The sequence below is a fragment of the Acinetobacter sp. YZS-X1-1 genome, assembly GCF_000804305.1.
GTDB classification, from domain to species: domain Bacteria; phylum Pseudomonadota; class Gammaproteobacteria; order Pseudomonadales; family Moraxellaceae; genus Acinetobacter; species Acinetobacter variabilis.
Genome location: NZ_JWHB01000016.1, coordinates 24,495 through 47,485, shown reverse-complemented (window position 1 = coordinate 47,485; position 22,991 = coordinate 24,495). Strand labels below are relative to the sequence as shown.

Genomic DNA, 22,991 nt, shown 5'->3' with positions numbered 1-22,991 from the left:
TAAAATCATGAGTATTTTAGTAATCGCTGAGCACGACAACAAAGCACTTAACGCTGCTACTTTAAACGTTGTTGCTGCGGCGCAAAAAATCGGTGGTGATATCACTGTATTGGTTGCTGGTTCTGGCGCTCAAGCAGTTGCTGATCAGGCAGCTAAAGTTGCGGGTGTAAGCAAAGTTTTACTTGCTGACGACGCTGCTTATGCAAACCAACTGGCTGAAAACGTAGCAAAACTGGTTGCAGAATTAGGTAAAGGCTACAACCATATCCTTGCTGCTTCTACTACAACTGGCAAAAACATTCTGCCACGCGCTGCTGCACTTCTTGATGTCAGCATGATCACAGACATCATCGCTGTTGATTCTGCAAATACATTCAAGCGTCCGATCTATGCAGGTAACGCGATTGCAACTGTTGAGTCTTCTGAATCAGTAATCGTTGCAACTGTTCGTGGTACTGCATTTGATGCGGTTGCTGCTGAAGGTGGTTCTGCTGCGGTTGAAGCTGCTGCTTCTACTGGTGATGCTGGTATTTCTAAGTTCATTAATGAAGAAATCGTTAAATCTGAACGTCCTGAATTGACAGCTGCTCGTATCGTGGTTTCTGGTGGTCGTGGTGTAGGTTCTGGTGAGAACTACCACAAAATCCTTGATCCACTAGCTGACAAACTTGGCGCTGCTCAAGGTGCTTCACGTGCTGCAGTTGATGCTGGTTTCGTTCCTAACGATATGCAGGTTGGTCAAACTGGTAAGATCGTTGCACCTGACCTGTACATCGCTGTAGGTATCTCTGGTGCGATCCAGCACTTGGCAGGTATGAAAGAATCTAAAGTGATCGTTGCGATCAACAAAGATGAAGAAGCTCCAATTAATGCAGTAGCAGACTACTGGTTAGTAGGTGACCTGAACACTGTAATTCCTGAATTGGTTTCTAAAATCTAATTTCTGAATCAGTTTCAAAAAAACGCTCCTTTAGGAGCGTTTTTCTTTTTTTTTAATCTAAATAATTAATCTAACTAACAAGTTGTCCATTTCTGACTCGAAATTTTGGCTATTGTATATTTTGTGTTAATATTAAGCTTTTATTAAGCTTTTATTAAGCTTGCCATTTGGCGGAGTGTTCGTGAAATTTGATTTTCAGTTACCAGTCAGTATTTTGGTGATGATGATCTGCTGTTTGATTTTCCCTTTTCTCCCGAGTCTGCACCTTCCTTTGTTAGGAGGTATGACGGTTACAGCAGTTGAGTCAATTCAAGCATTGATGTTGTTTGGTTTTGCCGTATTTAGTTTTTTCTATATCCGTCCATTTGAATTAGGTAAAGGTCAAAAACAATTTTGGCTCTGGTCAGTTGCATGGTGGATTATGCTGTTTGGTAGAAGTACCAGCTGGGGACGTGACTATTTCCCGGAAATGCCAAAAATCTATTTCCGTGGTATTTCGGTTCTTGTGATTGCACCCGTGGTGTTTATGCTGTTTTTAGCACCTTTGCGTCAAGAAATTGCTTATAAGTTTAAGCATGTATCACTTCCAATTTGGGCACTCATATTAGCTTTCATTGGCTTGCTGATGTCTGATGGCATTGAACATAATCGGTTTTTTATTCATTTTATTTTTACAGATTTTATCTATAAAGATTTGATGGAAGAACTATACGAATTTCCGCTTATTATCGGCTTATTCCTGGTCGCTTATCCATTAATGAAGCAAGATTGTGCTGTGACAAAATCAACTAGTCAGGTCATAGCTGAAGATGATTTTTCCGATATAGAGTCTAAACTTCATATTTAAGTGACTTGTTTTTTTAAAGAAAAAAATGAACCTCTGCAAGCAGAGGTTTTTTAATATCAAAATATTGTGAAGTGATTAAAATTTCTACTAAAAATCCTGTGGGTAGTTGGGGATGAAACAGATAAATTTAGCCTAGATTATGCTATACTGTACGACTAAATTTTAATATTGGTTCAGCTTTTTTTGAGCCGATTTATAGCTGGATTTACGACATATAAATGCAAGCTAAATCTGGCTTGTAGAATAAGGAGTATGCATGAGCGTATCGGAAATTAGACCGATTGCCATTGAGGATGAACTCAAGCACTCGTATTTAGACTATGCAATGAGCGTGATTGTTTCACGTGCCTTGCCGGATGTACGAGATGGTCTAAAACCTGTTCATCGTCGTGTGCTTTTCGCAATGCACGAATTGGGCAATGACTACAACAAAGCTTACAAGAAGTCTGCCCGTGTTGTAGGTGATGTCATCGGTAAATATCACCCACATGGTGATTCTGCTGTTTATGAAACCATTGTCCGTATGGCTCAGGACTTTAGTCTGCGCTACCAATTGGTTGATGGTCAAGGGAACTTTGGTTCGATTGATGGCGATAGCGCTGCGGCAATGCGTTATACCGAAGTTCGTATGCGTAAGCTGACCCATGAATTATTGGCTGATCTGGAAAAAGATACAGTTGACTGGGAAGATAACTACGACGGTTCTGAGCGTATTCCGCAAGTCATGCCAACTCGTATTCCAAACCTGTTGGTGAATGGTGCGGCTGGTATTGCAGTCGGTATGGCGACCAATATGGCGCCACACAACATGACTGAAGTAGTGAATGCATGTCTGGCTTATGCAGATAATCCGAATATCAGCATCGAAGGATTGATGGAATATATTTCCGGTCCAGATTTCCCGACAGGTGGCATTATTTACGGTAAGTCAGGCATCGTGGATGCTTATCGCACCGGTAAAGGCCGTTTGCATATTCGTGGTAAATATCACTTTGAAGAAGATGCTAAATCTGGCCGTACTACGATTGTCTTCACAGAAATTCCTTATCAGGTCAACAAAGCGAAAACGATTGAACGTATCGCCGAGCTGGTCAAAGAGAAAAAACTTGAAGGCATTTCTGAACTTCGTGATGAATCGGACAAGGAAGGGATGCGTATTGCGATTGACCTGAAGCGTGGTGAAAATGCTGAAGTCATCGTCAATAACCTGTTCCAGAATACACAGTTAGAAAATTCTTTCAGCATCAATATGGTTTGCCTGGACAACGGCCAGCCGAAGTTGATGAACCTGAAAGACATCATTGCGGCATTCATCCGTCACCGTCAAGAAGTCGTGACACGTCGTACCATGTACGAACTGCGCAAAGCACGTGAACGTGGTCATATTTTAGAAGGTTTAACCGTTGCTCTGGCAAATATTGATGCCATCATCGAAACCATCAAAACTTCTGCCAACCCAGCTGAAGCGCGTGAGCGTTTACAAGCAGGTGAGTGGGCAGCAGGCGGTGTGGCAGCCTTACTCGAAAAAGCAGGTGCTGTTTCTGTGCGTCCGGACGAAATTGAAGGCGAAGATCCAGAGCGTCCATTTGGTATTGATGGTGAGGTGTATCGCTTATCTCCTACTCAAGTCAACGCGATTATGGAACTGCGTTTGCACCGTTTGACCGGTCTTGAGCAGGATAAACTTCAAGCTGAATATTCTGAAATCTTAGGTCAAATTGCTGAATACACAGCCATCTTAAATGACTTCAACTTATTGATGAATGTTATTAAAGAAGAGTTGGCATTGATTCTTCAGCAATATGGCGATGCACGTAAAACAGATATTGTTGAATCTCGTATCGACTTCTCTCGTGAAGATCTAATTCCTGAAGAGCAAATGGTTCTTACGGTTTCAAAAACAGGCTATGCGAAAACTCAACCATTATCTGACTATGCTGCTCAGCGTCGTGGTGGTCGTGGTAAGTCTGCAACCAGCATGAAAGAAGATGATTACATCCAGCACATGGTGGTGACGTCGAATCATGCCACTGTGCTTTGCTTCACCAATGTCGGTAAGGTTTATCGTCTGAAAGTTTATGAAGTACCACAAGCTTCGCGTGGTGCCAAAGGTCGCCCAATGGTGAACTTGTTGCCACTGGATGACAATGAAACCATTACTGCTATCTTGCCAGTAATTGATGCACCGAAGAAATTTAAAGAACGTCTGGCTGACTTTAAAGTATTTGTGAAAACCAATGCTGCACAGCTGCAAACCAATGAAGTGATCAATAGTCACTTTGCGGCACTAGAAGCTGCACTTGCTGAATCGGAAGATGGTGCAGATGATATTTCTGATGCACTGCGTGTTCAGTTGAAAGAACTCGGCTTAGCACTTTCTACGACTGATCTTGATGATGACATCATCAATGACTTTGCTCAGCAGGCTGAAGCCGTTCGTAAAAATTTCTATGTGTTTATGGCGACTGAGTACGGTACGATTAAACGTGTAGAACTGGAACAGTTCTCAAATGTTCGTTCAAACGGTTTACGTGCGATTGAACTGAATGGCGATGACACCTTAATAGGTGTTGCGATTACTGACGGTGAACAGCAAATCATGTTGTTCTCGAACGAAGGTAAAGCTATTCGCTTCGCAGAAACAGACGTACGTTCAATGGGTCGTTCAGCTAAAGGTGTACGCGGTATGCGCGTAACGATTGGTGCTTCTCAAGTTGAAGATGCAGAAGATGTAGATGTTGAATCTGATGATGAAGATGCAACTGAAGCTAACTTCATTAGCCGTATCGTATCTCTAGTGGTTGTACCTGAAACCGGTGAAGTGCTGTGTGCTTCTGCAAATGGTTATGGTAAACGTACCCCGGTAGATGACTTCCCGACCAAGAAACGTGGCGGTAAGGGCGTAATTGCGATTAAGACCTCAGAACGTAACGGTGAGCTGGTCGGTGCGGTTGCGATTGATGCATCTAAAGAACTGATGCTGATTTCTGATGGCGGTACACTGGTTCGTACCCGTGCTTCTGAAGTGGCACAGACTGGTCGTAATGCACAAGGTGTTCGTCTGATCCGTCTGGCTGAAGATGAAAAACTGGTCGGTGTAGAGGCGATTGAAGCAGTTGAAGATGAGTTGGAAATATTGGAAGATATTGAAAATACTGAATCTGCAGCTGATGATGTGGCTGATGCACAAGAAGCTGAAAAAGATGATGATAATACAGTAGAGGAATAAGTTCTGCTACTGATGAAAAAGGGCGCTTCGGCGTCCTTTTTTACACATCGGCTAAATGAGAGGTAAATAATGAAAACCAGATTGATGCTTTTGACTGCAGCTATTGCACTCAGTGGCTGTAATAATGCTATGGACAGTATGCCTGATCCAAGCCCTGAACAGGAAAAGGCAGCACAGATGGCTTATGAAGATTTGCGTGATGGAAAATATGACGAGTTTTTAGCTCAGCTTGAGCCGAAGTTACAGGCAGAGTTTCAAAACAATGAAAAAATCATGAAGCGTTTTTCACGTTCAATTCCACAAGGTGAATATAAGTCCAAGACTATCATGAGAAAGAACTTCGAGGAAAATAACGGCAAACCGAGTGAATACAAGGTCAGCTATGAAATTGCCTATCCAAAAAACCTGGTTCAGTATGATGTGAGTTTTGACCAGCCGAATGGCAGTACTAAAATCCGCAACTTTAATATTCAGGTATTTGGCGAATAATTTTCGATGTAAATAGACTGAATAAATTCAGGTCTAAGAATGTGGGCGTAGCCGATAATAGCCTAAGCTCATACAGATGATGCCGATCACCAATAGATAAGCAAGCTTTCCTAGAACCATATAAGTAGGCACCCCCATCTGATTGAGTTGAATAAACATCTGCACGATTTGGGTCGAAGGTAAGGCTTGCCCAATGAGTTGGGCCCACACTGGCATGGCAGCATGCGGCCAGGCGACTCCTGAAAGCATAAAGAGCGGAATCGAAGTAAAAACAATGATATGACCGGCGCGTTCTGGCATGTCCATAAAACTGGCAAACAAGGTAGTAATCCCAATCATGCAGAATACAAAGATGGGTACAGCGAGCAGCATGCCCCAAAAATTTCCGCCACGGGGATAATCAAAATACCATAAAGTAAAACCAAACAGGTAATAACAGCCCAAACATCCAATGGTCAGAATCGCCAAACTGATTCCGAATAAGGTGGTTAAATTGATCCTCTGTCTACTTTCCCGATACAGCGCAATCAGCATACTGAGGCCAAGAAAGATCGTCTGATGAATAATCAACGGTGCAACAGCGGGAAACACATAGCTACCATAGCCAGAGAGTGTATTAAATAATGGAATCTGGTGAATGGATAGTGCAGGAGAGAAGTGTGAAATCTCGCTAAAGCGTTCCGCATATTCGCTTAAGGTATTTTCTACTGAAGAGGCCAAGCCCAAACCAATCTGTTTGGTAATTAAAAAGTTAGCAGCACTTAAGTACAGCCCAATCCCGCCATTTTCACCGTGCCGGATAGATTGTGAAAGATTATCTGGTAATAATAAAATCCCGTCGGCTTTTTGAGTTTCCACCCAGTGTTTAGCTTCAGCAAAATTTCCAGTCACCGCCTTGATTTGTACATTGGGGCTTTGGCTGACATGACTGATAATGGTATTGGTTAAAGCACTTTGCTCTTCGTCAACAATAATAATCGGCAAGGCTTCTGCCTGCTCTGCCTTATATGCGGTCGGATAGAAAAAGCTGTAAAACAGAACTGATAAAATCAGCGTGGTAAAAATACTGGTATTGCTAATAATGTCTTTAAAAGTTTGGCAATAAGCTTTCCAGAGTGATTTCATGCTGACACTCCTTTGGCTGTTTTTTTGAGAAAGGCATAGGCCAGCACAGCATAAAGCAAGACATAAATGATGAGTACGAATATCGGTTGCAGTGAAAGATAGAGCGGACTGCCAATCACCCATTGCTCCGTCTGTAATTTGGCATAGGGTGTATAAGGAATAATATTGGACCAGAACTGGGTGAATAGTGGAGCATTATTAAGAGGTAAAGTTACCCCAGCAAAACTGAGCGATGAACCACCATAAACTGCTAGTAGACCAAAAGATTTGGTTAGGTCCTGAGTAGCTAGAACCACAGCACTACTGATAAAGGCATAGGCACTATAAAACAGTATTTGAGCCAGAAGAATTAGCCATAATGACCCGGCAACAAACCAGCCGCGAATTTCGACCAGCCAAAACATCCAAGCCCAAGTCCATAAACAAAAGATTGCTACATAAACCAGATTTTTAGACAGCAGTGCCGACCACAAGTTTTGTTGGGCAATCCAATGACTAACAGTATGCCGTTTAATTTCCTGACCCACAGCAAAAGCCACACAGCAACATAACAGCAAGTGCAAAATTGCCGGCACCATATAAGGTTCCAGATAAAATTCATAATTCAGCTGTGGGTTATACAATGGGGAAATTTTAATATTCGGTGTAGGTGCGTCCAGATAGGGGAGCGTGTTGCCTAGATACTGTTTACCGGTAAACTCAGCCAGAGCCTGCAAGGTGCTAAGTAGCATAGCCGAAGAAATGGTATTACCGATACTAAAATAACTCTGATTAAAAGCAATACTAATTTCAGCATCCTGAGCTTTGACCAGTCGTTGCTCGGCTCCGGTAGGAATATGAATATAGCCCCAGATTTTATTTTCGTTTAATAACTTTTCGATTTCGACCGTTTGATCAGAAACGGTATGCACGTGTAGGGTATGATTCAAAGATAAATGATCATAAATCTTGCTGCTCAGGCTACTTTGATCCTGATCAATAATGGCGATTGGTAGATGATCCGGTTTGCCTTTGGCAAACATGCTACCAAGTAAAATCAGAATACAGGCAGGGGCGAGCAGGACTAGAGCCAGATCCCATTTCTCTCTGCATAAATAGCGTATTTCACGCTGAATACCCGCCCAGAATCCAGAAGCCATTTATTTTGGCTCTTTCAATTTAAACAGCACGCTCATGCCGACTTTTAACTCAGGCATTTCAGTGACTGGCACAAGATGAACTTTAAAACTGCGGACATCATAACCGCCGGTTTGGCGCGTGGTTTTAATGGTGGCAAATTCACCTTCAGCACTAATATTTTTTACTTTAAAAGTGGCTGATTGATTCAGTGCCGGAATAAAACCTTCAAGCTGTTGCTGTTTACCTAAAGCGGCATATTGGTCTTCACGAATATTCAGGCTAATCCAGCGTTCTGCCGAGATCAGGCTGACCACTGGCACTGCGGTTGCTACCAGTTCAGTGGCATTGCCATAGGTTTTGGAAACTGTACCATCAATTGGTGCCAATAATTCAGTTTCTGCTTCTAGTGCATTGGCTTCAGCGACTGCTGCACGGGCTATATCGACCTGAGCATCTGCAGAACTTTTCTGTTCTGGTGTACTGCCGCGTTTAGCCCGGGCATATTGTTGATACGCAGCTTCTGTCATTTGCGACGCAGATTGTGAAGCTGCAAACAGTTCATCTCGGCGCTGGCGGGAAATAACGCCTTCCTTGAACAGGTTGGCTCCACGTTGATAGGAAGTTTTAGCGAGTTGTTCCTGTGCTTTTAGCGATTGCCAGTTGGCATACAGAGAAGCGATATTTTCTTCCTGAGAACCACGTTCTGCGGTAGACTGAAGTGCTAATGCAGACTGTAAAGTGGCTAAAGCCTGCTGCTTTTTCGCCTCAATTTCAGGACTATGCAATTTCACCAGCGCCTGGCCTTTCTTGACGTCATCGCCTTCCTGCACATAAATCTTTTCAATCCGGCTGGGAACTTTAGTGGCCACTTGAACCGTCTCTGCCTCAACCCGGCCTTGTAGCTCGATTTCTTTGGGTTGATAGGTTTTCCATAGGCCAAACCCAATCAAAGCAAGAGTCACAGGAATTAAAGCTAAAAGCAGATATTTTTTACGCGATTTTTTTTCTTTGCTTGCAGGATTATCTGGCTCTGATTCACTGTAATTGATTTCTGAAGCCGGTTCATCAACAGGATGTTCTGGCTTTTGCTCATCTGTCATGTCTGGCTCCATTAATGAATATAGTGGGTGTTGGCATGTTGCATATAGTTTGGAAATTCAACAATTGAGCCATGGCTCTGTAATAAGGTCGCAAGAGATATTACATATTTATAAGCGTTTAATGCCATTTCTGCCTTTAAACTGCTGAGCATGTTTTGGGCATCGATGACCTGAGTGACTGTCCCGACATCTTCCTTAAAGGATAACTCCTGAATACGCAGATTTTCCTGAGCTGCTTTCAGATTCTGCTGAAGTAGAGCATCACTTTGCTGAGCGCTGACTGCTTCACTAAATGATTTATAAATCAGGTTTTCAATCTCCTGCTGGGTACGCGTCGTCATGAGTTCAGCGGCATAGCGTTTTAATTCAGCAGCCTGAATATTCTTGTTTTTATCAATACCTGAGAACAGATTATAACGTGCTGCAACCCCTACAATCCAGTTTTGATGTTGATCCAGACTATATTCACCAAACGCAAAAACATTTGGCCTTTTAGCGGCCTGCTGGGCTTTGACATTGGCTTTGGCCAGCTCGGTATCCATCTGCATTTTTTTGATCAGTGGGGAGTTCTGGCTAAAACTGCTGAGCAGAATATTCACATTTTGTGGTTCAGTATGATTCACAAACAAAGGTGTGCTTAGCTCGGTGATATTGCTATCCAGCAACAGGTTATTTAGCTGAAATAGGGCAGCATTCAGATTGGCTTGAGCATTTTGTTGTGCGCGTTCAGCATTATTGCGTGCTACTTCAAACTGCATGCGCTGGCCTTTGCTAATAAAACCCTGCTGTTCCAGTTTTAGGGCATTACGATAATGTTGTTGCATGGCATTTGAATTAAAAAGTGCCGCATCCAGTAACTGTTTTTGTAGCTGCACATTGAAGTAGGACTGAATCAGTTCAAAACGCTGCGTGTCCTGTTGCTGCTGATTGCTAAGTTTGCTACGTCCTGACTGAATATTGGCAATTTCTTTGGCACTACGGGTGAGGCCTCCGGTATATAGTGGCATCATCACGGAAACAGTGGGACGAATTACCTGATCTTCAAGGACGACATTAGACGTATCCGGAATTAGACCCACTCCGCTGTGAATAGTATTGTTAAGTCCTTCACGCAGTGGATCGGTAATACCTGTGGGTAAATCAATGCCATTGTTGGCCTCCCACTCATTAAGCCGGCCATTCACGCCTTGGGAGAGTGAATTCTCCAGATTATTTTTAAACTGCTTTAATGGAATATCAACTTCACTGTGAAAGGCATAGGCACGAACATTCAGGTCAACACGAGGCAGACCAATGCCTTTCACAGCTTCGGCCTCAAGTTTAGACGCTTGCTCCAGACTTTGAAAAGCCTGGCTACTATAGGAACGTTGCAACAATTTTTGTTCTGCATCCTGAAAGCTAATGCTTTGTGCATACGCAAAACTGCCATACATCATGGATGCAAGTACAGTCACACCCCAGCAGACACATTGTTTATTTTTTTTCATATTCATAAAGTGGTAATGTAAAAGTCACATTAATTCAGTCTAAGCTGCATTATAAATCAAGTGCTTGCAGTGCAGGGATGGGTTAAGTTGTAGTATTGTTGTAATTCGAAGCGATTCACTTCTCAAGTTTCAAGTTGATAGTTCTAAGCATTGAATGAGACTGAATATTTTTACCTACGCAATTTCTCATAAATGAAATCACAAGGTTAGGGTAAAAAATCAAAGGTATTCAAATTATCCTCCGAATCTAGATTGGTTTTTTGACTCTATCTTCACTCTTGGATAGAAATAATTTTGTGCAAGCGGCGTCCAGATATGGTTAAATGCCATCATTTTATTGTGTTTCACTCTGAAAGGAAAAATCATGCGCGCGTACAACTTCTGTGCTGGTCCTGCTGCATTACCTACTGCCGTACTTGAAAAGGCTCAAGCTGAAATGCTTGACTGGCAGGGCAAAGGTCTTTCGATCATGGAAATGAGCCACCGTAGTGCAGACTATGTTGCAGTTGCGGAAAAAGCAGAAGCAGACCTTCGCAAGCTCATGAATATTCCTGAGAACTATAAAGTACTGTTCTTGCAGGGTGGCGCATCTTTGCAATTCTCGGCAATTCCATTGAACCTGCTGGGTAAAAACAACAAAGCTGACTATATCCGTACCGGTATCTGGTCTGAAAAAGCATTGAAAGAAGCTAAACGCTATGGCGACATCAATGTGGTTGAAGCAGGTATTAAAACTGAAGATGGTAAATTGGCGATTGCTGATCAAAGCATTTGGAATCTTTCTGATGATGCCGCTTATGTACATTATGTAGATAATGAAACTATTGGCGGTCTGCAATTTGCCCATGTGCCAGAAACTGATAAGCCACTCGTATGTGATTTCTCTTCAAGCATTTTGTCTGCGCCGATTGATGTTTCTAAATTCGGTCTGATTTATGCCGGTGCGCAAAAGAATATTGGCCCTGCAGGTTTAACACTGGTTATTATCCGTGAAGATCTGCTTGATCAGGCAAAACCTGAAATTCCAAGCATCCTGAAATATGCAGATCAAGCGAAAAACGGTTCGATGGTGAATACACCATCAACTTACGCGTGGTATTTATCTGGTTTGGTATTTGAATGGTTACTGGAACAGGGCGGTGTAGAAGCGATTCACAAAGTGAACCTGCAAAAAGCTGAATTGCTCTATGGCTATATCGATTCTAGCGACTTCTATGCAAATCCGATTGCCAAAGAAAACCGTTCAATCATGAATGTTCCATTTACTCTGGCAAATCCTGAACTTGAAAAACAGTTCCTGCAAGAAGCAAAAGAAAACCATTTACTTAACCTTGCCGGCCACCGTTCAGTAGGTGGTATGCGTGCCAGCATTTACAATGCCGTACCGTTAGAAGGTGTACAGGCATTGGTAAACTTCATGGATGACTTTGCTAAACGCAATGCTTAATCCTTGAGAATTAAAAAACCCGGCAATTGGCCGGGTTTTTTTATCATTTAATTCGGGTTAAAAAACAAAGTTATGTAAGATATAGCCGCAAATGAGCATACCCAATACGAAAAATAGGCATGACATCATATCAAGCTGATAACGCGAGCCAAGATGATGCTCAACCTGCTGTAAATTTTCTTCTTGAACGATTTTCATAGATATTTATTATCCGATCTATTTATCGTAAATGATTATTTGTTGATCGTATTTTTACCATAAAAAATTGATTAAATAAAGTACATTCTTAACTAAACTTCATAAAGTATTAATTTTATTTAAATAACTGGCCTCAATATATTCAGAAAAATAGGACTATTATATTAAGTCATTATTTTTATGATGTTTTTAATATGATTATTCAGTTTAAGATAACATTGAAAATGAATTTGTTTGAATTTAAATCTGTGGATAAATCTATTTTTAATGAATTCGAAATCCATTAATTCTGATTTTAATTATGGATAAAAAATAATCAGAATTGAGAGAATATCGCAGTAAAATAAATAAAAAACAGGAGGCTCATATAAAAATATGAGCCTCCGATCTGGATATTCAGCTTAAGCTGCTTTTCGATAGATATTGGCCTGAATCCACAGATTGCCCCGAATATATTGACCAATCTGGAAATCTTTATGCTTGTCATTGCGGGTGGCTACACGGATCAAGGTAGCCGGCTGGCCTTCATCATGAATCAGGGTGACATCATACAGCGTGTAGTCCTGATCCATAAACTGCATTGAAGTTTTACCGACAATATTGCCCTGAAACCAAGCTTCATCTTCCTGACCCATGGTCTCACCATACAGGTAAGCGACCATTTTGGAGAAATCAACTGTTACCGGTTCTTTGTCTTCTTCAGACTTTGGCTCCCAGGCATCAATCTGTTCCTGTAAGTTATCTGGTGCAACACCATTATTTTCCGCAAGAATTGCATTCAGGGCACGGTGATGTTTGATAGAGGCAGGATCATCCACGACTAAATGTTCATGATCAGTCACCACTTCCAGTTCATAAGCCCAGGCATTTAAGTTGACGATATAAGACTGGTCTTTTTCATAATGCGACCGGTTGACGCTGTACAGCGTATCAAAGGCATAGATGATATTGTTGGCACCCAGATTGAGACGCAACACAGCTTGGGTATCGGATTTACAAGAAATAATCCGGTCAATCGTGGCTTTTACCTGGTAAGGACTGTCAAAGCCTGGAAATGCGGTTTTCACAGCCTGTGGCTTGTTATTTTCTACGGCAATCACTTGGCTTAATTGTACCGCAGCTTTGCTCGGTCCCTGAATCAGCCAGGTGGTTTCATCCATATCGCATTCTTGTGTACACAAGCCCATCGGCATTACAGGTGCATCAAGGGCTTTGCCTAACCATTGGGGAACATCTGTGCCTGGGTTTTCAGTAAGTAAGGTCCAATGTTCGACATGACTACCGAAATTCTGATCATCAATAGTGATGATCTCTGGGCTATTCTGTTTTTTCATATGCACAATTGATCTTGGATGACTTATTTATAGTTAATCGAGGGTCATTGCGATTTTTCAAGTCAATCGAATGAATTTAAAAATTAAAATGCAAATCATGTGAAGTCAAATATTTTTCTAGTTGTGAGTGGCTGACTCATTTAATACGGCTGAGTTGAGTATTTAAAGACCAGGATATTCAGAGAAAGAGCAGTTTTAAGCATCAACCTGCATCCTCTGATTTGCTACACTAGTCCAAATTTCTCCCTTATGGAAAGCTGTGTGTTGCCATTCAAACTTTGGGTCGATGCAGATGCATTACCTCGTATTCTGAAAGATGTGATTATTCGTGCCTCCGATCGTTATCAGCTTGAAGTCACTTTTGTGGCTAATCAACCGGTAGGAATTACCCCGTCGATTCGCATCAATTCTATTCAGGTCATGAGCGGGGCAGATGCGGCAGATCAGGAAATTATCGATCGTATGAAAGAGCATGACATTGTGGTGACGCAGGATATTCCTTTGGCTGCTCAAGTCATCGAGAAAGGCGGTATAGCGATTCACCCGCGTGGTGAAATCTATACAGTGGCCAATGTCAAAGCACGTCTGCATTTACGTGATTTTATGGATACCTTGCGTGGTGCTGGTGTACAAACCGGGGGTCCACCGCCGATTTCTGAACGTGATAAGCGTGAGTTTTCCAGCTCTCTAGATCAAACCATTCAAAAACAGAAACGTAAAACTGCGATTAAATAAAAAACGAGATCAAGTATGCCCCCAAAAAGTAACCTGATGTTGACCTATGCCTTGCTGGTTTTCATCTGGTCCACCACACCGCTCGCGATTGTCTGGAGTGTGGAAGATTTGCATCCGATGTGGGCATTGGCGATCCGGTTTTTTCTAGCACTTCCTTTAGCCTTAGTATTACTGTGGTTATTTAAAACCAGATTACCGCTTGATCGTGTTTCCCTACATAGTTACTTGGCGGGTGCATGCAGTTTTATCGGCTCGCAAATTTTTACTTACTGGTCTACGGATTATTTAAGTTCTGGCATCATTGCCTTAATGTTCGGCTTGGCACCCCTCATTTCAGGCCTGATTGGGCGTTTTGTTTTTCAGATGCAGCTTTCGCTGAATCAATGGCTGGGGATGGGAATTGCTTTAACCGGACTTTCGGTGATCTGTCTAGGCGATGCAGATCAGCATATACAGCCAATTGGAATCGTGATCGCTCTGGTTGGGGTATTAGTTTATTGCGTATCCATGTTCTGGGTGAAGAAAATCAATGCACCTATTGATCCTATGGCACAGGCGGCCGGTTCGATTGGTTTGTCAGTCGTTTTCTCTATCGGTATGTTGCCATTTATCTGGCAATACGCACCCACTGCTATGCCACATGCCAAGTCCTTATTTGGTCTGGTGTATGCGGTAATTATGGCTTCGCTGATTGCGATGTTTTGTTATTTCAAGCTGGTACAGAAAATTAAGCCAACCACCTTATCTTTAACTACAGTCCTGACACCGATGCTGGCCTTGCTGGTAGGCGTATTATTGAATAATGAGAAATTGCCGCTCATTGCTTTGGTGGGTGTAGTAATTTTATTGTTCGGCTTAGTGGTATATTTCGCTAAAGAAATTAAGGCGAGCTATAAAGCCCGCCTTTAATAAAAAGATAGATGCCAGTCTTAAGCAAAGCTGGCTTTCACACATTCGCCCAGTTTGACGCGATCCTGAGGGTGCAAGGTAATGAAATAAGCACCCGTACGATATTTTCCGTTTTCTTCTGCACGACTGTAGGCCACCTGAGCGGTTGCCGCGATGTGGAAGAAGTTTTCCGGGTGACTTAAAGTCACATGCAGATAGGTTCCTTCACTAATCGGCTGATCGCTAAAGAAGCTAAAACCAGTCTCTGAAAAGTTCACATGTTCCGGTACAGGTAACATGCTTTGTACAATTGCGTCATACAAAGAACCGGTAATAAGGTTTAATTTTTGGTTGAATAAGGATAAGATTCGAGTAATTTGTTGATCTTTTTCAGATAATTGTTCTAATTCGTAGTTAACTGCATGATCAAATTGATCTAGCTCTGCAAGTAGTAGAAAATAGCGGGGCAATACGAAATTAGCATCGTAAGGGTCATTCAAGGCAACATCATCGGAAATAATCTGATAATTGATTCGTAAAGCAGCATCGATTCGAGACATGACTCGTCTTTCAGTGGATCCGTTTGGATGCTGTACATTTTCCATAATTTATTACCTCGGACTAGATGGTTATGTTCAAACCAATCTCGCTGTATATAGGGTTGAAATATACTCGCGCACGGCGTAGTAACCACTTCATTTCTTTTATCGCATTGGTCTCAATGATCGGTCTCACGCTCGGTGTAGCAGTCCTCATTACAGTTTTGTCTGTCATGAATGGTTTTGACCGAGAGTTGAAAAATCGCGTCTTGGGGATGGTTCCTCAAGCCACTGTTTCTTCGACGCAAATTCTAACAAATTGGCCTGAACTTGCAAAGCAGATTGAGCGGCATGAACACGTTCAAGGTGTGGCTCCGTTTACCCAGTTACAAGGGATGCTCACGGCTCAAGGGCAAGTTGCCGGAATTATGGTCAGCGGGATTGAACCAAAGTATGAGAAGAAAGTTTCGATCATCCAGAACCATATGGTCGAGGGTAGTATTGATAACCTGAAAAAAGGTGAATTTGGGATTGTTTTAGGCAAGCAAATGGCAGATGCCATGGGCGTAGGCTTGAATGATAACATTACCTTGGTTCTGCCTGAAGCGACGCCTTCACCAGCGGGTGTCGTACCCCGTTTTAAACGCTTTAAAGTGGTCGGGATCTTCAGCATTGGTGCAGAAGTTGATTCGATGATGGGCTATATTGCTCTGAATGATGCTTCAACCTTGTTACGTCTGCCAGATGGTGCACAAGGCGTACGTATGAAGCTGGATGACATTTTTGCTGCTCCTCAGGTTTCTCAGGAAATTGTGCGTGATTTACCGGGTAACTTCTATGCCTCTGACTGGACTTATACTCACGGTAATTTGTTCAGTGCAATCCAGATGGAAAAAGCGATGGTGAGCTTATTATTATTCCTGATTGTTCTGGTCGCAGCATTTAATATCGTGTCTTCACTGGTGATGGTGGTCACAGATAAAAAATCGGATATCGCAATTTTACGTACTTTGGGTGCTTCACCTGCCACGATTACCCGAATCTTTATGGTTCAAGGTACTGTGATTGGCGTGATCGGTACCTGTGCGGGCGCCATCCTCGGGATTATTGCCGCCACTAGCATCAGTAGTTTTATTGGCTGGTTAAACAATTCACTTGGCCTGAATATGTTTGATGCTTACTTCATCAACTACCTACCTTCTTATCTGCGCTGGCAGGATGTGGTCGTGATTGTAGGTCTGTCACTTGCTTTAAGTTTCTTAGCCACTATTTATCCAGCATTCCGTGCTGCTAAAATTCAACCGGCGGAGGCATTGCGTTATGAGTAATCTGGTTCTAGATGCCCAAAATATCGAGAAATCTTTTACAGATGGAAAATCTACGGTTGATGTGATCAAAGGGATTTCATTACAGGTAAAGGCCGGGGAATTTGTTTCTATTGTCGGTTCAAGTGGTTCCGGTAAAAGTACCTTATTGCATATTCTCGGAGGATTGGATCGTCCTTCTGCCGGACAGGTGATGGTCAATGGTCGCCGTTTTGACAATTTATCTGAAGCAGACCGTGGCTATGTCCGTAATGAAAATTTGGGCTTTGTATATCAATTCCACCATTTATTGCCAGAGTTTACTGCGCTAGAAAATGTCGCGATGCCATTGATGCTGCGTAAAAACGTCAAGTTTAAAGAAGCGAAACAGCAGGCAGAATACTTGCTGGAACGTGTTGGGTTAACCCATCGTTTAACCCATCAACCCGGTGAACTCTCCGGTGGTGAGCGTCAGCGTGTAGCGCTTGCACGTGCTGTAGTCACCAAGCCGAAGTTAATGATGGCAGATGAGCCAACAGGTAACTTGGACCGTAAAACAGCCGATAAAATCTTTGAGTTGCTGACGGAATTACGTAGCGAATTCAATATGGCCATGTTAATTGTGACCCATGATGAACAATTGGCACATTCGGCAGACCGGATTCTACATATGCGTGATGGTCTATGGATGAATGACTAATTGCAGGAATAATCCTCTTTAATTGAAGCTCACCTCGGTGGGCTTTATTATTGCCTGTACATAATAATAAAAAAGAAAATTTTCATGTTGCAATGGCTGTGTCTGGGCTGGATTTTAGGCCTGGCTTGTATGGGAAAATCTTTTCTGAGTATTGAGTTGAATTCAATCTCAGTGATATTTCTTGCTGTGCTCTGTTATTTCTGTAGTTCTAAGTTTAATGCGCTTCTAAAAAATTCCTTACATAAAGGAGTGCTGGTTGGCACTTGGATTCTAATCGGGATATTTCTGGGACATGGTTATGCCAATCAACAGCTCAGCCAACGGCTATTAAATGTCGAGCATGAAGTACAGCAAAAAGACATTATCGTTTATGTCAAACGCTTGAATAAACTCGGTGATCAATCTATACAGCAGCCTTTGGAAGTATTAAACCATGATGGACGCACGGTAACCTGGATGGGTTTTCTATCTGTAAAACCTCCGAATACTTCACAACTATCAGCGAATCATGAAAATTTAAATACGCTTGAACTGGGTCAGTATTACCGGCTGCAAGGTCAGGTACGTCCTAATCACAGTTATGCAACGCCCGGTGCTTTTGATGCTGAAAAATGGGCACTGCAACAAAATGTGATGGCCGGTTTCCGGATCAAGCAGATAGAGCAACTTGATTCAGCTACTGTTTCTACACTGGGGCATAGTAAGTGTATTCGAGAGCAAAGAGCTTTAACTCAGCAATTTCTACTTTGGGTAGAACAAGAACGGCTGCAATTAAGAGAGTTCATAGCAAAGCAACCTGTACAAAATAAAGGTCTGCTTCTGGCTTTGCTCACCGGAGATGAAAGCCTTTTAAATCCTGCAACTGAGCAGCAATTTCGACGTATGGGGATGAGTCACCTACTCGCGATTTCTGGCCCACATGTGCTGATCTTTGCCCTGATGGTCTGCTCCGTACTTCGATTATTCATTGCTCGAAGTATGCCTCAGCTTTATCTAAGATGGCCACGCCAGTATTTTCTGGCTTTGCCTTTTCTGTTTTGTGTGGTGCTGTACTGTGCCTTTGTGGGTTTTGAAATCCCGGCAATCCGCACTCTGCTGATCTGTATGATTGGCGTTCTTCTCATGCTGCTCCGACAAAATTTGCAGGCTTTAAAACTTTTGATTCTGAGCGCTGCCTTACTGTTATTCATTGATCCCTTTAGTATTTTGTCCACGGCTTTCTGGCTGTCCTATGGGGCCTGTTTTGTATTGCTCAGAATTTATCAGACCATTCAACAGCGACCATCCGAGCAAAATCAGACAGCAATACAAAAACTGTATTTTGCAGCTAAAGTGCTGGTGGAATCACAGTGGAAAATCTTTCTCGCTTTATTTCCTTTAATGATGCTGTTTTTTAAGCAGATTGCTTGGATCACGCCGTTCAGCAATCTGGTCGCAATCCCTTGGATCAGTCTGCTGATTGTACCGATCGATATTCTGGCAGCGATGATATTTTTTATCGCTGAACCGGTGTCAAGCATGCTATTTCAGCTTAATGATCTGTTGCTGAATATCCTGTTGGGCTTCTTAAATCTGCTGGATCACTGGTTTAAACCGCAGTTAATACCAGTTGCGATGAATCTCTGGATGATTGGTCTATGCATCCTGTCTTTGCTGATTTTATTCTTACCACGAGGCGTATTACCAAAATCCTGGATAGCTGTCGCGGCGGTACCAATTTGTATTCCTCAATTCTATCATCCACCATTTCAGCTTTCAGTGCTGGACGTCGGTCAAGGACAGGCGATATTCCTTCGTCATGGAATCCATAACATGATGATCGATATGGGCGGTTATTATGATGAGGAAAAATTTAGTATTGGGAAGCAGGTGATCATACCATTTCTGTCGGTACAAGGTGTTTCTCAACTGGATCAACTGATTTTAACGCATCTGGATCAGGACCATAGTGGTGCTTATCACAGCATTAAAGACCAGCTCAAGATTCAGAATATCTATGCCAATGAAGTGACCGAAACTGCAATCGCTTCAAACTTTCAATTATGTTATCAGGGACAGCAGTGGCAATGGCAGAATGATCTGCAGATTAAGGTCATTGCACCAAAACTAGAACAATTAAATACCGCTAATTTCAATAAAAATGACCTGTCTTGTGTGGTCTATTTGCAGCTCAAAAATGCCTGGCCTTATCAAAGTTTTCTGCTAATGGGAGATGCAGGTTGGCAGACTGAATATCAGTTACTCAAAGACTATCCAGATTTAAAAGTGGATGTTTTGGTATTAGGCCATCATGGCAGTCAGCACAGTTCAGCTTATCAATTCTTGCAGCATTATCGTCCTAAACTGGCGATTGCCTCTGCGGGAAAATTTAATCGTTATGGGCATCCAAGTCAGTTGACTCAACAGCGTCTCAAAGAATTGGATATTCCTCTATTGACTACAGCCGAGCATGGCAGCCTGCATTTCTATCAGCAAGGAACTCAAATTATTCTAGAAACTGAAAGAAGTCGCTGGAAGTGGTTACAAAAACAAAATCTAAATGACTGATTCTACAGATAGTTCAACAGGAGCCGGATTAGAAGTTCTTAACTGGTTCACTTTGGACAAAGCTTGGTCATGATCAAGCTTATAAATATTTCCCAGATCTTCGTGAGCTCTAAAGCGTTTATAGCTCCAGTGATAATGTTCAGGATGACGCTGAATCAGGTTTTCAATCGTGTTGATGATGATACCTGTACCCTGATTAGCATCTCCCTGATAAACTTTTTCATCTATGGTCTCGATATGAATATCAAAGCCAGCATCCTCATTACGCAGGGCATAAAGGAACAGGGCACGAGCTTTAGTTTTCTGGATCAGCTTGGCACTCAGATTGCTGGTAGCCAAAGGAACGCCAAAGTAAGGAATATATTCACCGCCAACGTTGGGTGTATGATCCGGCAGAATGACAGTAGTACCACCTTGCTTCAATGCCTTGAAAATCTGTCGTACACCAGACTCATCTGTCGGTACCAGATTGGCCTGTTCGCGGCTACGTGCTGCACGAACAAATTGATCCGCTGCCTGATTTTTTACAGGTTTATACATGATGGTCATTGAAGTGAATTGCGCAACATAGGCATTCATAATTTCCCAAGTGCCAAAGTGCGGCACAATCAATACCAGACCTTTATTTTGTGCCAAGGCATCATGCAGTAAATCTTCGCCTATAACTTTATGCACTCTCTCAATATTTTTCTGATTAGTAGAGCCCCAAATACTAAAAAATTCAAAATAAGACATCAGTTCATTGCGAATCGCAGCACGGGTAATCCGTTCTCTTTCCAGTGTCGACAGTTCAGACAAACTGATCTCAAGGTTCAGGCGAATTACATCAGAAGTTTTAGAAACTTTAAAAATATTAACGATTAAGGCAAGAATACGCGCAATCCATCGGGAAACTGAAAGCGGTTGGCGGCTAATATATTTGAGTAAACCGTAAGCTGAATTCTTTGAGCTGCGTTCAGTCATTGAGTTGTAATATTGATAAAATAAAAAAGAATAGCACTTATTATAGGCGAAAACGGTTTCTTTAGACAGAATTACCCTTTTCGGTGTATATAATGGGTTCAATATAAATTAATTTATTGGATTATTTATGTCCGATTGGCCACCAAAACCTGAAAATCAAATACAAAATACGCAACAACCAGTTCAGCCGACTGGCCCAGAATGGAAACTGCTGGAGAAAGCAGTTTTAGCTTCAGTAGAAGAGCAACGACGGGCACGTCGCTGGGGGATTTTCTTTAAATTTCTAACCTTTGCTTATCTGCTGGTTGTCATTCTTGCGCTGGGTAAAGGCTGTAGCATGAGTGCTTCTGATCCGAGTGCAGGCGCAGGTGCACACATTGCTGTGGTTGATATTATTGGTACGATTGCCGCAGACAAGCAAAGCGTAAACAGTAGTAATACCATCAAATCACTTAAAAAAGCCTTTGAAAACAAGCAAAGTAAGGCTGTTGTTTTAAATATTAATTCACCGGGTGGTTCACCAGTCCAGTCAGATGAAATCTGGCAGGAAATCCAGTATCTGAAAAAACAGCATCCTGAGAAAAAACTCTATGCCGTGATTGGTGATACCGGGGCTTCTGGTGCTTACTATATTGCATCTGCTGCAGATGAAATCATTGTCAATCCATCGAGTCTGGTCGGTTCAATCGGTGTGATCATGCCGAACTATGGTGTGAATAACCTGCTGCAAAAACTTGGAGTTGAAGACCGCACCATGACTTCAGGTGAAAATAAAGCTTTGCTGTCAATGACACAGCCGGTTGATCCTGCGCAAAAAGCGCATGTACAAGGTGTGCTGGATAATGTGCATGGTCACTTTATTAATGCTGTAAAGCAGGGGCGTGGAGCGAAATTAAAATCGACTGATCCTGCTATTTTCTCTGGTCTGTTCTGGACCGGTGAACAGGCGGTAAAATTGGGTATTGCAGACCGTATTGGCAGTTTAAATACTTTGAAGCGTGAACTAAAAACTGAAAAAGCACTTAATTACACTATTGAATATAGTCCATTTGAGTCAGTATTGGGTCGTATGGGCTCATCGATTGGTGAAGGAATTGCAACTTCAGTGTCACAGAAACTTCAGTCAGAAAATAAAACGACATTACAATGAAACCATTGATTCATTTTGCGCACGCCAATGGTGTGCCATCTAAAGTCTATCAAAAGCTGTTTGAAGGACTGCAAGATGATTACGATATTATCTATGTGCCGCTATTAGGGCCTGATAAGCGTTATCCGATTGATAATCACTGGAAAAGTCTGACTCAGCAGGTGATTGACAGTATTGTACGTCAGTCTCATGGACGTCCAGTGATTGGTTTGGGGCATTCATTAGGTTCAGTCCTGAGTTTTCAGGCCTCCTTACAGCGTCCGGAACTTTTTTCGCAAATGATTATGCTTGATCCACCGATGATCATGGGTAAAGAAGCCTTTGCATTGCATATTGCAAAAACTTTCCGCTTAAAAGCACTGGACCAGATGTCACCTGCAGGTTTGTCGAAACGCCGTCGTGATCATTGGGAGTCTCGGGAACAGGCAGCTGAACTGTTACGTCCAAAAGGCTTTTATCAGGATTTTGATGCAGATTGCTTCCAGGCTTATATTGACTATGCCTTAAAGGATGATCCAGTTCGAGGTGGAGTTGAACTCACCATTCCTAAAATGGATGAAGTAAATATCTTTAGAACTAATCCATCGCTATGGTGGTTACCTCAGGCTAAACCAAAAGTACCAGTGCATCTGGTGGTTGCCAAGAAAGGTCCATTTTTGGCGCGCAAATTTCCGCAGCAAGTGCAAAAGAAATTTGGCATTCCATTTACAGTGGTAGATGGTGGGCATATGTTCCCATTGGAGCAGCCTGAGCAAGTAGCGAGTCTGGTCAAACAACTGATTCAGCAACAGTCTGCTTAAAATTCATCTCATCTAAAGAAATATAAAAAACGCATCCGAGGATGCGTTTT

At 42.3% G+C, this 22,991-nt stretch carries 19 protein-coding genes; 12 read left to right on the top strand and 7 right to left on the bottom strand.

Annotated features, from left to right (window positions below):
- Window positions 1–7 precede the first annotated feature (7 nt).
- The 4 genes from RJ01_RS09910 (at window position 8) to RJ01_RS09895 (ending at window position 5,505) form a co-directional block, all read left to right on the top strand.
- The gene (locus RJ01_RS09910; protein WP_004784671.1) at window positions 8–940 is read left to right on the top strand and encodes an electron transfer flavoprotein subunit alpha/FixB family protein; all 933 of its coding nucleotides are present in this window, start codon (window positions 8–10) and stop codon (window positions 938–940) included.
- A 181-nt stretch (window positions 941–1,121) separates the two neighbouring features.
- Window positions 1,122–1,787: a hypothetical protein gene (locus RJ01_RS09905; protein ID WP_034170952.1), complete on the top strand. Its 666-nt coding sequence runs from the start codon at window positions 1,122–1,124 to the stop codon at window positions 1,785–1,787.
- 256 nt (window positions 1,788–2,043) lie between these two features.
- Window positions 2,044–5,016 (top strand): DNA gyrase subunit A, encoded by a 2,973-nt coding sequence (gene gyrA, locus RJ01_RS09900; protein ID WP_034170951.1) that lies wholly within the window; start codon window positions 2,044–2,046, stop codon window positions 5,014–5,016.
- A 69-nt stretch (window positions 5,017–5,085) separates the two neighbouring features.
- Window positions 5,086–5,505: a hypothetical protein gene (locus RJ01_RS09895; protein WP_034170950.1), complete on the top strand. Its 420-nt coding sequence runs from the start codon at window positions 5,086–5,088 to the stop codon at window positions 5,503–5,505.
- Between the two features lie 33 nt (window positions 5,506–5,538).
- Here RJ01_RS09895 and RJ01_RS09890 read toward each other — a convergent pair whose 3' ends face one another.
- Genes RJ01_RS09890 through RJ01_RS09875 form a run of 4 tightly spaced genes read right to left on the bottom strand, consistent with a single transcriptional unit; the run spans window position 5,539 to window position 10,342 of the window.
- Window positions 5,539–6,630 (bottom strand): ABC transporter permease, encoded by a 1,092-nt coding sequence (locus tag RJ01_RS09890; RefSeq protein WP_034170949.1) that lies wholly within the window; start codon window positions 6,628–6,630, stop codon window positions 5,539–5,541.
- Window positions 6,627–7,769 carry an ABC transporter permease gene (locus RJ01_RS09885; protein ID WP_034170948.1) on the bottom strand — a complete coding sequence of 381 codons (1,143 nt, stop codon included), beginning with the start codon at window positions 7,767–7,769 and terminating at the stop codon, window positions 6,627–6,629. Before RJ01_RS09885 ends, RJ01_RS09890 begins: the two co-directional genes overlap by 4 nt.
- The gene (locus tag RJ01_RS09880) at window positions 7,770–8,849 is read right to left on the bottom strand and encodes an HlyD family secretion protein (protein WP_034170947.1); all 1,080 of its coding nucleotides are present in this window, start codon (window positions 8,847–8,849) and stop codon (window positions 7,770–7,772) included.
- A gap of 11 nt (window positions 8,850–8,860) precedes the next feature.
- Window positions 8,861–10,342: a TolC family protein gene (locus RJ01_RS09875; protein WP_034170946.1), complete on the bottom strand. Its 1,482-nt coding sequence runs from the start codon at window positions 10,340–10,342 to the stop codon at window positions 8,861–8,863.
- 358 nt (window positions 10,343–10,700) lie between these two features.
- Between RJ01_RS09875 and serC the strand changes: the two genes are divergently transcribed.
- Entirely contained in the window at window positions 10,701–11,783 is a 1,083-nt protein-coding gene (serC, locus tag RJ01_RS09870) for a 3-phosphoserine/phosphohydroxythreonine transaminase (protein ID WP_034170945.1), read from the top strand.
- A 599-nt stretch (window positions 11,784–12,382) separates the two neighbouring features.
- On the opposite strand, the gene RJ01_RS09865 is transcribed toward serC, so the two are convergent.
- Entirely contained in the window at window positions 12,383–13,315 is a 933-nt protein-coding gene (locus RJ01_RS09865; protein WP_004784650.1) for a hypothetical protein, read from the bottom strand.
- Window positions 13,316–13,564: 249 nt separating this feature from the next.
- Between RJ01_RS09865 and RJ01_RS09860 the strand changes: the two genes are divergently transcribed.
- On the top strand, window positions 13,565–14,050 hold the full coding sequence (locus tag RJ01_RS09860) for a YaiI/YqxD family protein (protein ID WP_005236716.1): 486 nt from the start codon (window positions 13,565–13,567) through the stop codon (window positions 14,048–14,050).
- Between the two features lie 15 nt (window positions 14,051–14,065).
- Window positions 14,066–14,959 (top strand): DMT family transporter, encoded by an 894-nt coding sequence (locus RJ01_RS09855; RefSeq protein ID WP_004784646.1) that lies wholly within the window; start codon window positions 14,066–14,068, stop codon window positions 14,957–14,959.
- Window positions 14,960–14,979: 20 nt separating this feature from the next.
- Here RJ01_RS09855 and RJ01_RS09850 read toward each other — a convergent pair whose 3' ends face one another.
- The gene (locus tag RJ01_RS09850) at window positions 14,980–15,543 is read right to left on the bottom strand and encodes a PilZ domain-containing protein (RefSeq protein ID WP_034170944.1); all 564 of its coding nucleotides are present in this window, start codon (window positions 15,541–15,543) and stop codon (window positions 14,980–14,982) included.
- Window positions 15,544–15,569: 26 nt separating this feature from the next.
- Here RJ01_RS09850 and RJ01_RS09845 point away from each other — a divergent pair, with 26 nt between their 5' ends.
- From RJ01_RS09845 to RJ01_RS09835, 3 genes are all read left to right on the top strand, one after another.
- On the top strand, window positions 15,570–16,805 hold the full coding sequence (locus tag RJ01_RS09845) for a lipoprotein-releasing ABC transporter permease subunit (protein WP_034170943.1): 1,236 nt from the start codon (window positions 15,570–15,572) through the stop codon (window positions 16,803–16,805).
- On the top strand, window positions 16,798–17,481 hold the full coding sequence (gene lolD / locus RJ01_RS09840; RefSeq protein WP_034170942.1) for a lipoprotein-releasing ABC transporter ATP-binding protein LolD: 684 nt from the start codon (window positions 16,798–16,800) through the stop codon (window positions 17,479–17,481). The genes RJ01_RS09845 and lolD overlap by 8 nt, the downstream gene beginning before the upstream one ends.
- 84 nt (window positions 17,482–17,565) lie before the next feature.
- The gene (locus RJ01_RS09835; RefSeq protein WP_034170941.1) at window positions 17,566–20,028 is read left to right on the top strand and encodes a DNA internalization-related competence protein ComEC/Rec2; all 2,463 of its coding nucleotides are present in this window, start codon (window positions 17,566–17,568) and stop codon (window positions 20,026–20,028) included.
- Here RJ01_RS09835 and RJ01_RS09830 read toward each other — a convergent pair.
- Window positions 20,017–20,991 (bottom strand): lysophospholipid acyltransferase family protein, encoded by a 975-nt coding sequence (locus tag RJ01_RS09830; RefSeq protein WP_034170940.1) that lies wholly within the window; start codon window positions 20,989–20,991, stop codon window positions 20,017–20,019. The genes RJ01_RS09835 and RJ01_RS09830 overlap by 12 nt on opposite strands.
- A gap of 127 nt (window positions 20,992–21,118) precedes the next feature.
- Between RJ01_RS09830 and sppA the strand changes: the two genes are divergently transcribed.
- Both sppA and RJ01_RS09820 read left to right on the top strand, forming a co-directional pair.
- Window positions 21,119–22,141: a signal peptide peptidase SppA gene (sppA, locus tag RJ01_RS09825; RefSeq protein ID WP_034170939.1), complete on the top strand. Its 1,023-nt coding sequence runs from the start codon at window positions 21,119–21,121 to the stop codon at window positions 22,139–22,141.
- Complete coding sequence (locus RJ01_RS09820) at window positions 22,138–22,941, top strand: alpha/beta fold hydrolase (protein WP_034170938.1); 804 nt, start codon at window positions 22,138–22,140, stop codon at window positions 22,939–22,941. Before sppA ends, RJ01_RS09820 begins: the two co-directional genes overlap by 4 nt.
- Window positions 22,942–22,991: the final 50 nt, after the last annotated feature.

Bases quoted from the DNA above. Each gene is read 5' to 3' on its own strand.
- RJ01_RS09910 (WP_004784671.1), top strand. From the start codon at position 8: ATGAGTATTTTAGTAATCGCTGAGCACGACAACAAAGCACTTAACGCT.
- gyrA (WP_034170951.1), top strand. From the start codon at position 2,044: ATGAGCGTATCGGAAATTAGACCGATTGCCATTGAGGATGAACTCAAG.
- RJ01_RS09895 (WP_034170950.1), top strand. From the start codon at position 5,086: ATGAAAACCAGATTGATGCTTTTGACTGCAGCTATTGCACTCAGTGGC.
- RJ01_RS09890 (WP_034170949.1), bottom strand. From the start codon at position 6,630: ATGAAATCACTCTGGAAAGCTTATTGCCAAACTTTTAAAGACATTATT.
- RJ01_RS09885 (WP_034170948.1), bottom strand. From the start codon at position 7,769: ATGGCTTCTGGATTCTGGGCGGGTATTCAGCGTGAAATACGCTATTTA.
- RJ01_RS09880 (WP_034170947.1), bottom strand. From the start codon at position 8,849: ATGACAGATGAGCAAAAGCCAGAACATCCTGTTGATGAACCGGCTTCA.
- RJ01_RS09875 (WP_034170946.1), bottom strand. From the start codon at position 10,342: ATGAATATGAAAAAAAATAAACAATGTGTCTGCTGGGGTGTGACTGTA.
- serC (WP_034170945.1), top strand. From the start codon at position 10,701: ATGCGCGCGTACAACTTCTGTGCTGGTCCTGCTGCATTACCTACTGCC.
- RJ01_RS09865 (WP_004784650.1), bottom strand. From the start codon at position 13,315: ATGAAAAAACAGAATAGCCCAGAGATCATCACTATTGATGATCAGAAT.
- RJ01_RS09860 (WP_005236716.1), top strand. From the start codon at position 13,565: ATGGAAAGCTGTGTGTTGCCATTCAAACTTTGGGTCGATGCAGATGCA.
- RJ01_RS09855 (WP_004784646.1), top strand. From the start codon at position 14,066: ATGCCCCCAAAAAGTAACCTGATGTTGACCTATGCCTTGCTGGTTTTC.
- RJ01_RS09850 (WP_034170944.1), bottom strand. From the start codon at position 15,543: ATGGAAAATGTACAGCATCCAAACGGATCCACTGAAAGACGAGTCATG.
- RJ01_RS09845 (WP_034170943.1), top strand. From the start codon at position 15,570: ATGTTCAAACCAATCTCGCTGTATATAGGGTTGAAATATACTCGCGCA.
- lolD (WP_034170942.1), top strand. From the start codon at position 16,798: ATGAGTAATCTGGTTCTAGATGCCCAAAATATCGAGAAATCTTTTACA.
- RJ01_RS09835 (WP_034170941.1), top strand. From the start codon at position 17,566: ATGTTGCAATGGCTGTGTCTGGGCTGGATTTTAGGCCTGGCTTGTATG.
- RJ01_RS09830 (WP_034170940.1), bottom strand. From the start codon at position 20,991: ATGACTGAACGCAGCTCAAAGAATTCAGCTTACGGTTTACTCAAATAT.
- sppA (WP_034170939.1), top strand. From the start codon at position 21,119: ATGTCCGATTGGCCACCAAAACCTGAAAATCAAATACAAAATACGCAA.
- RJ01_RS09820 (WP_034170938.1), top strand. From the start codon at position 22,138: ATGAAACCATTGATTCATTTTGCGCACGCCAATGGTGTGCCATCTAAA.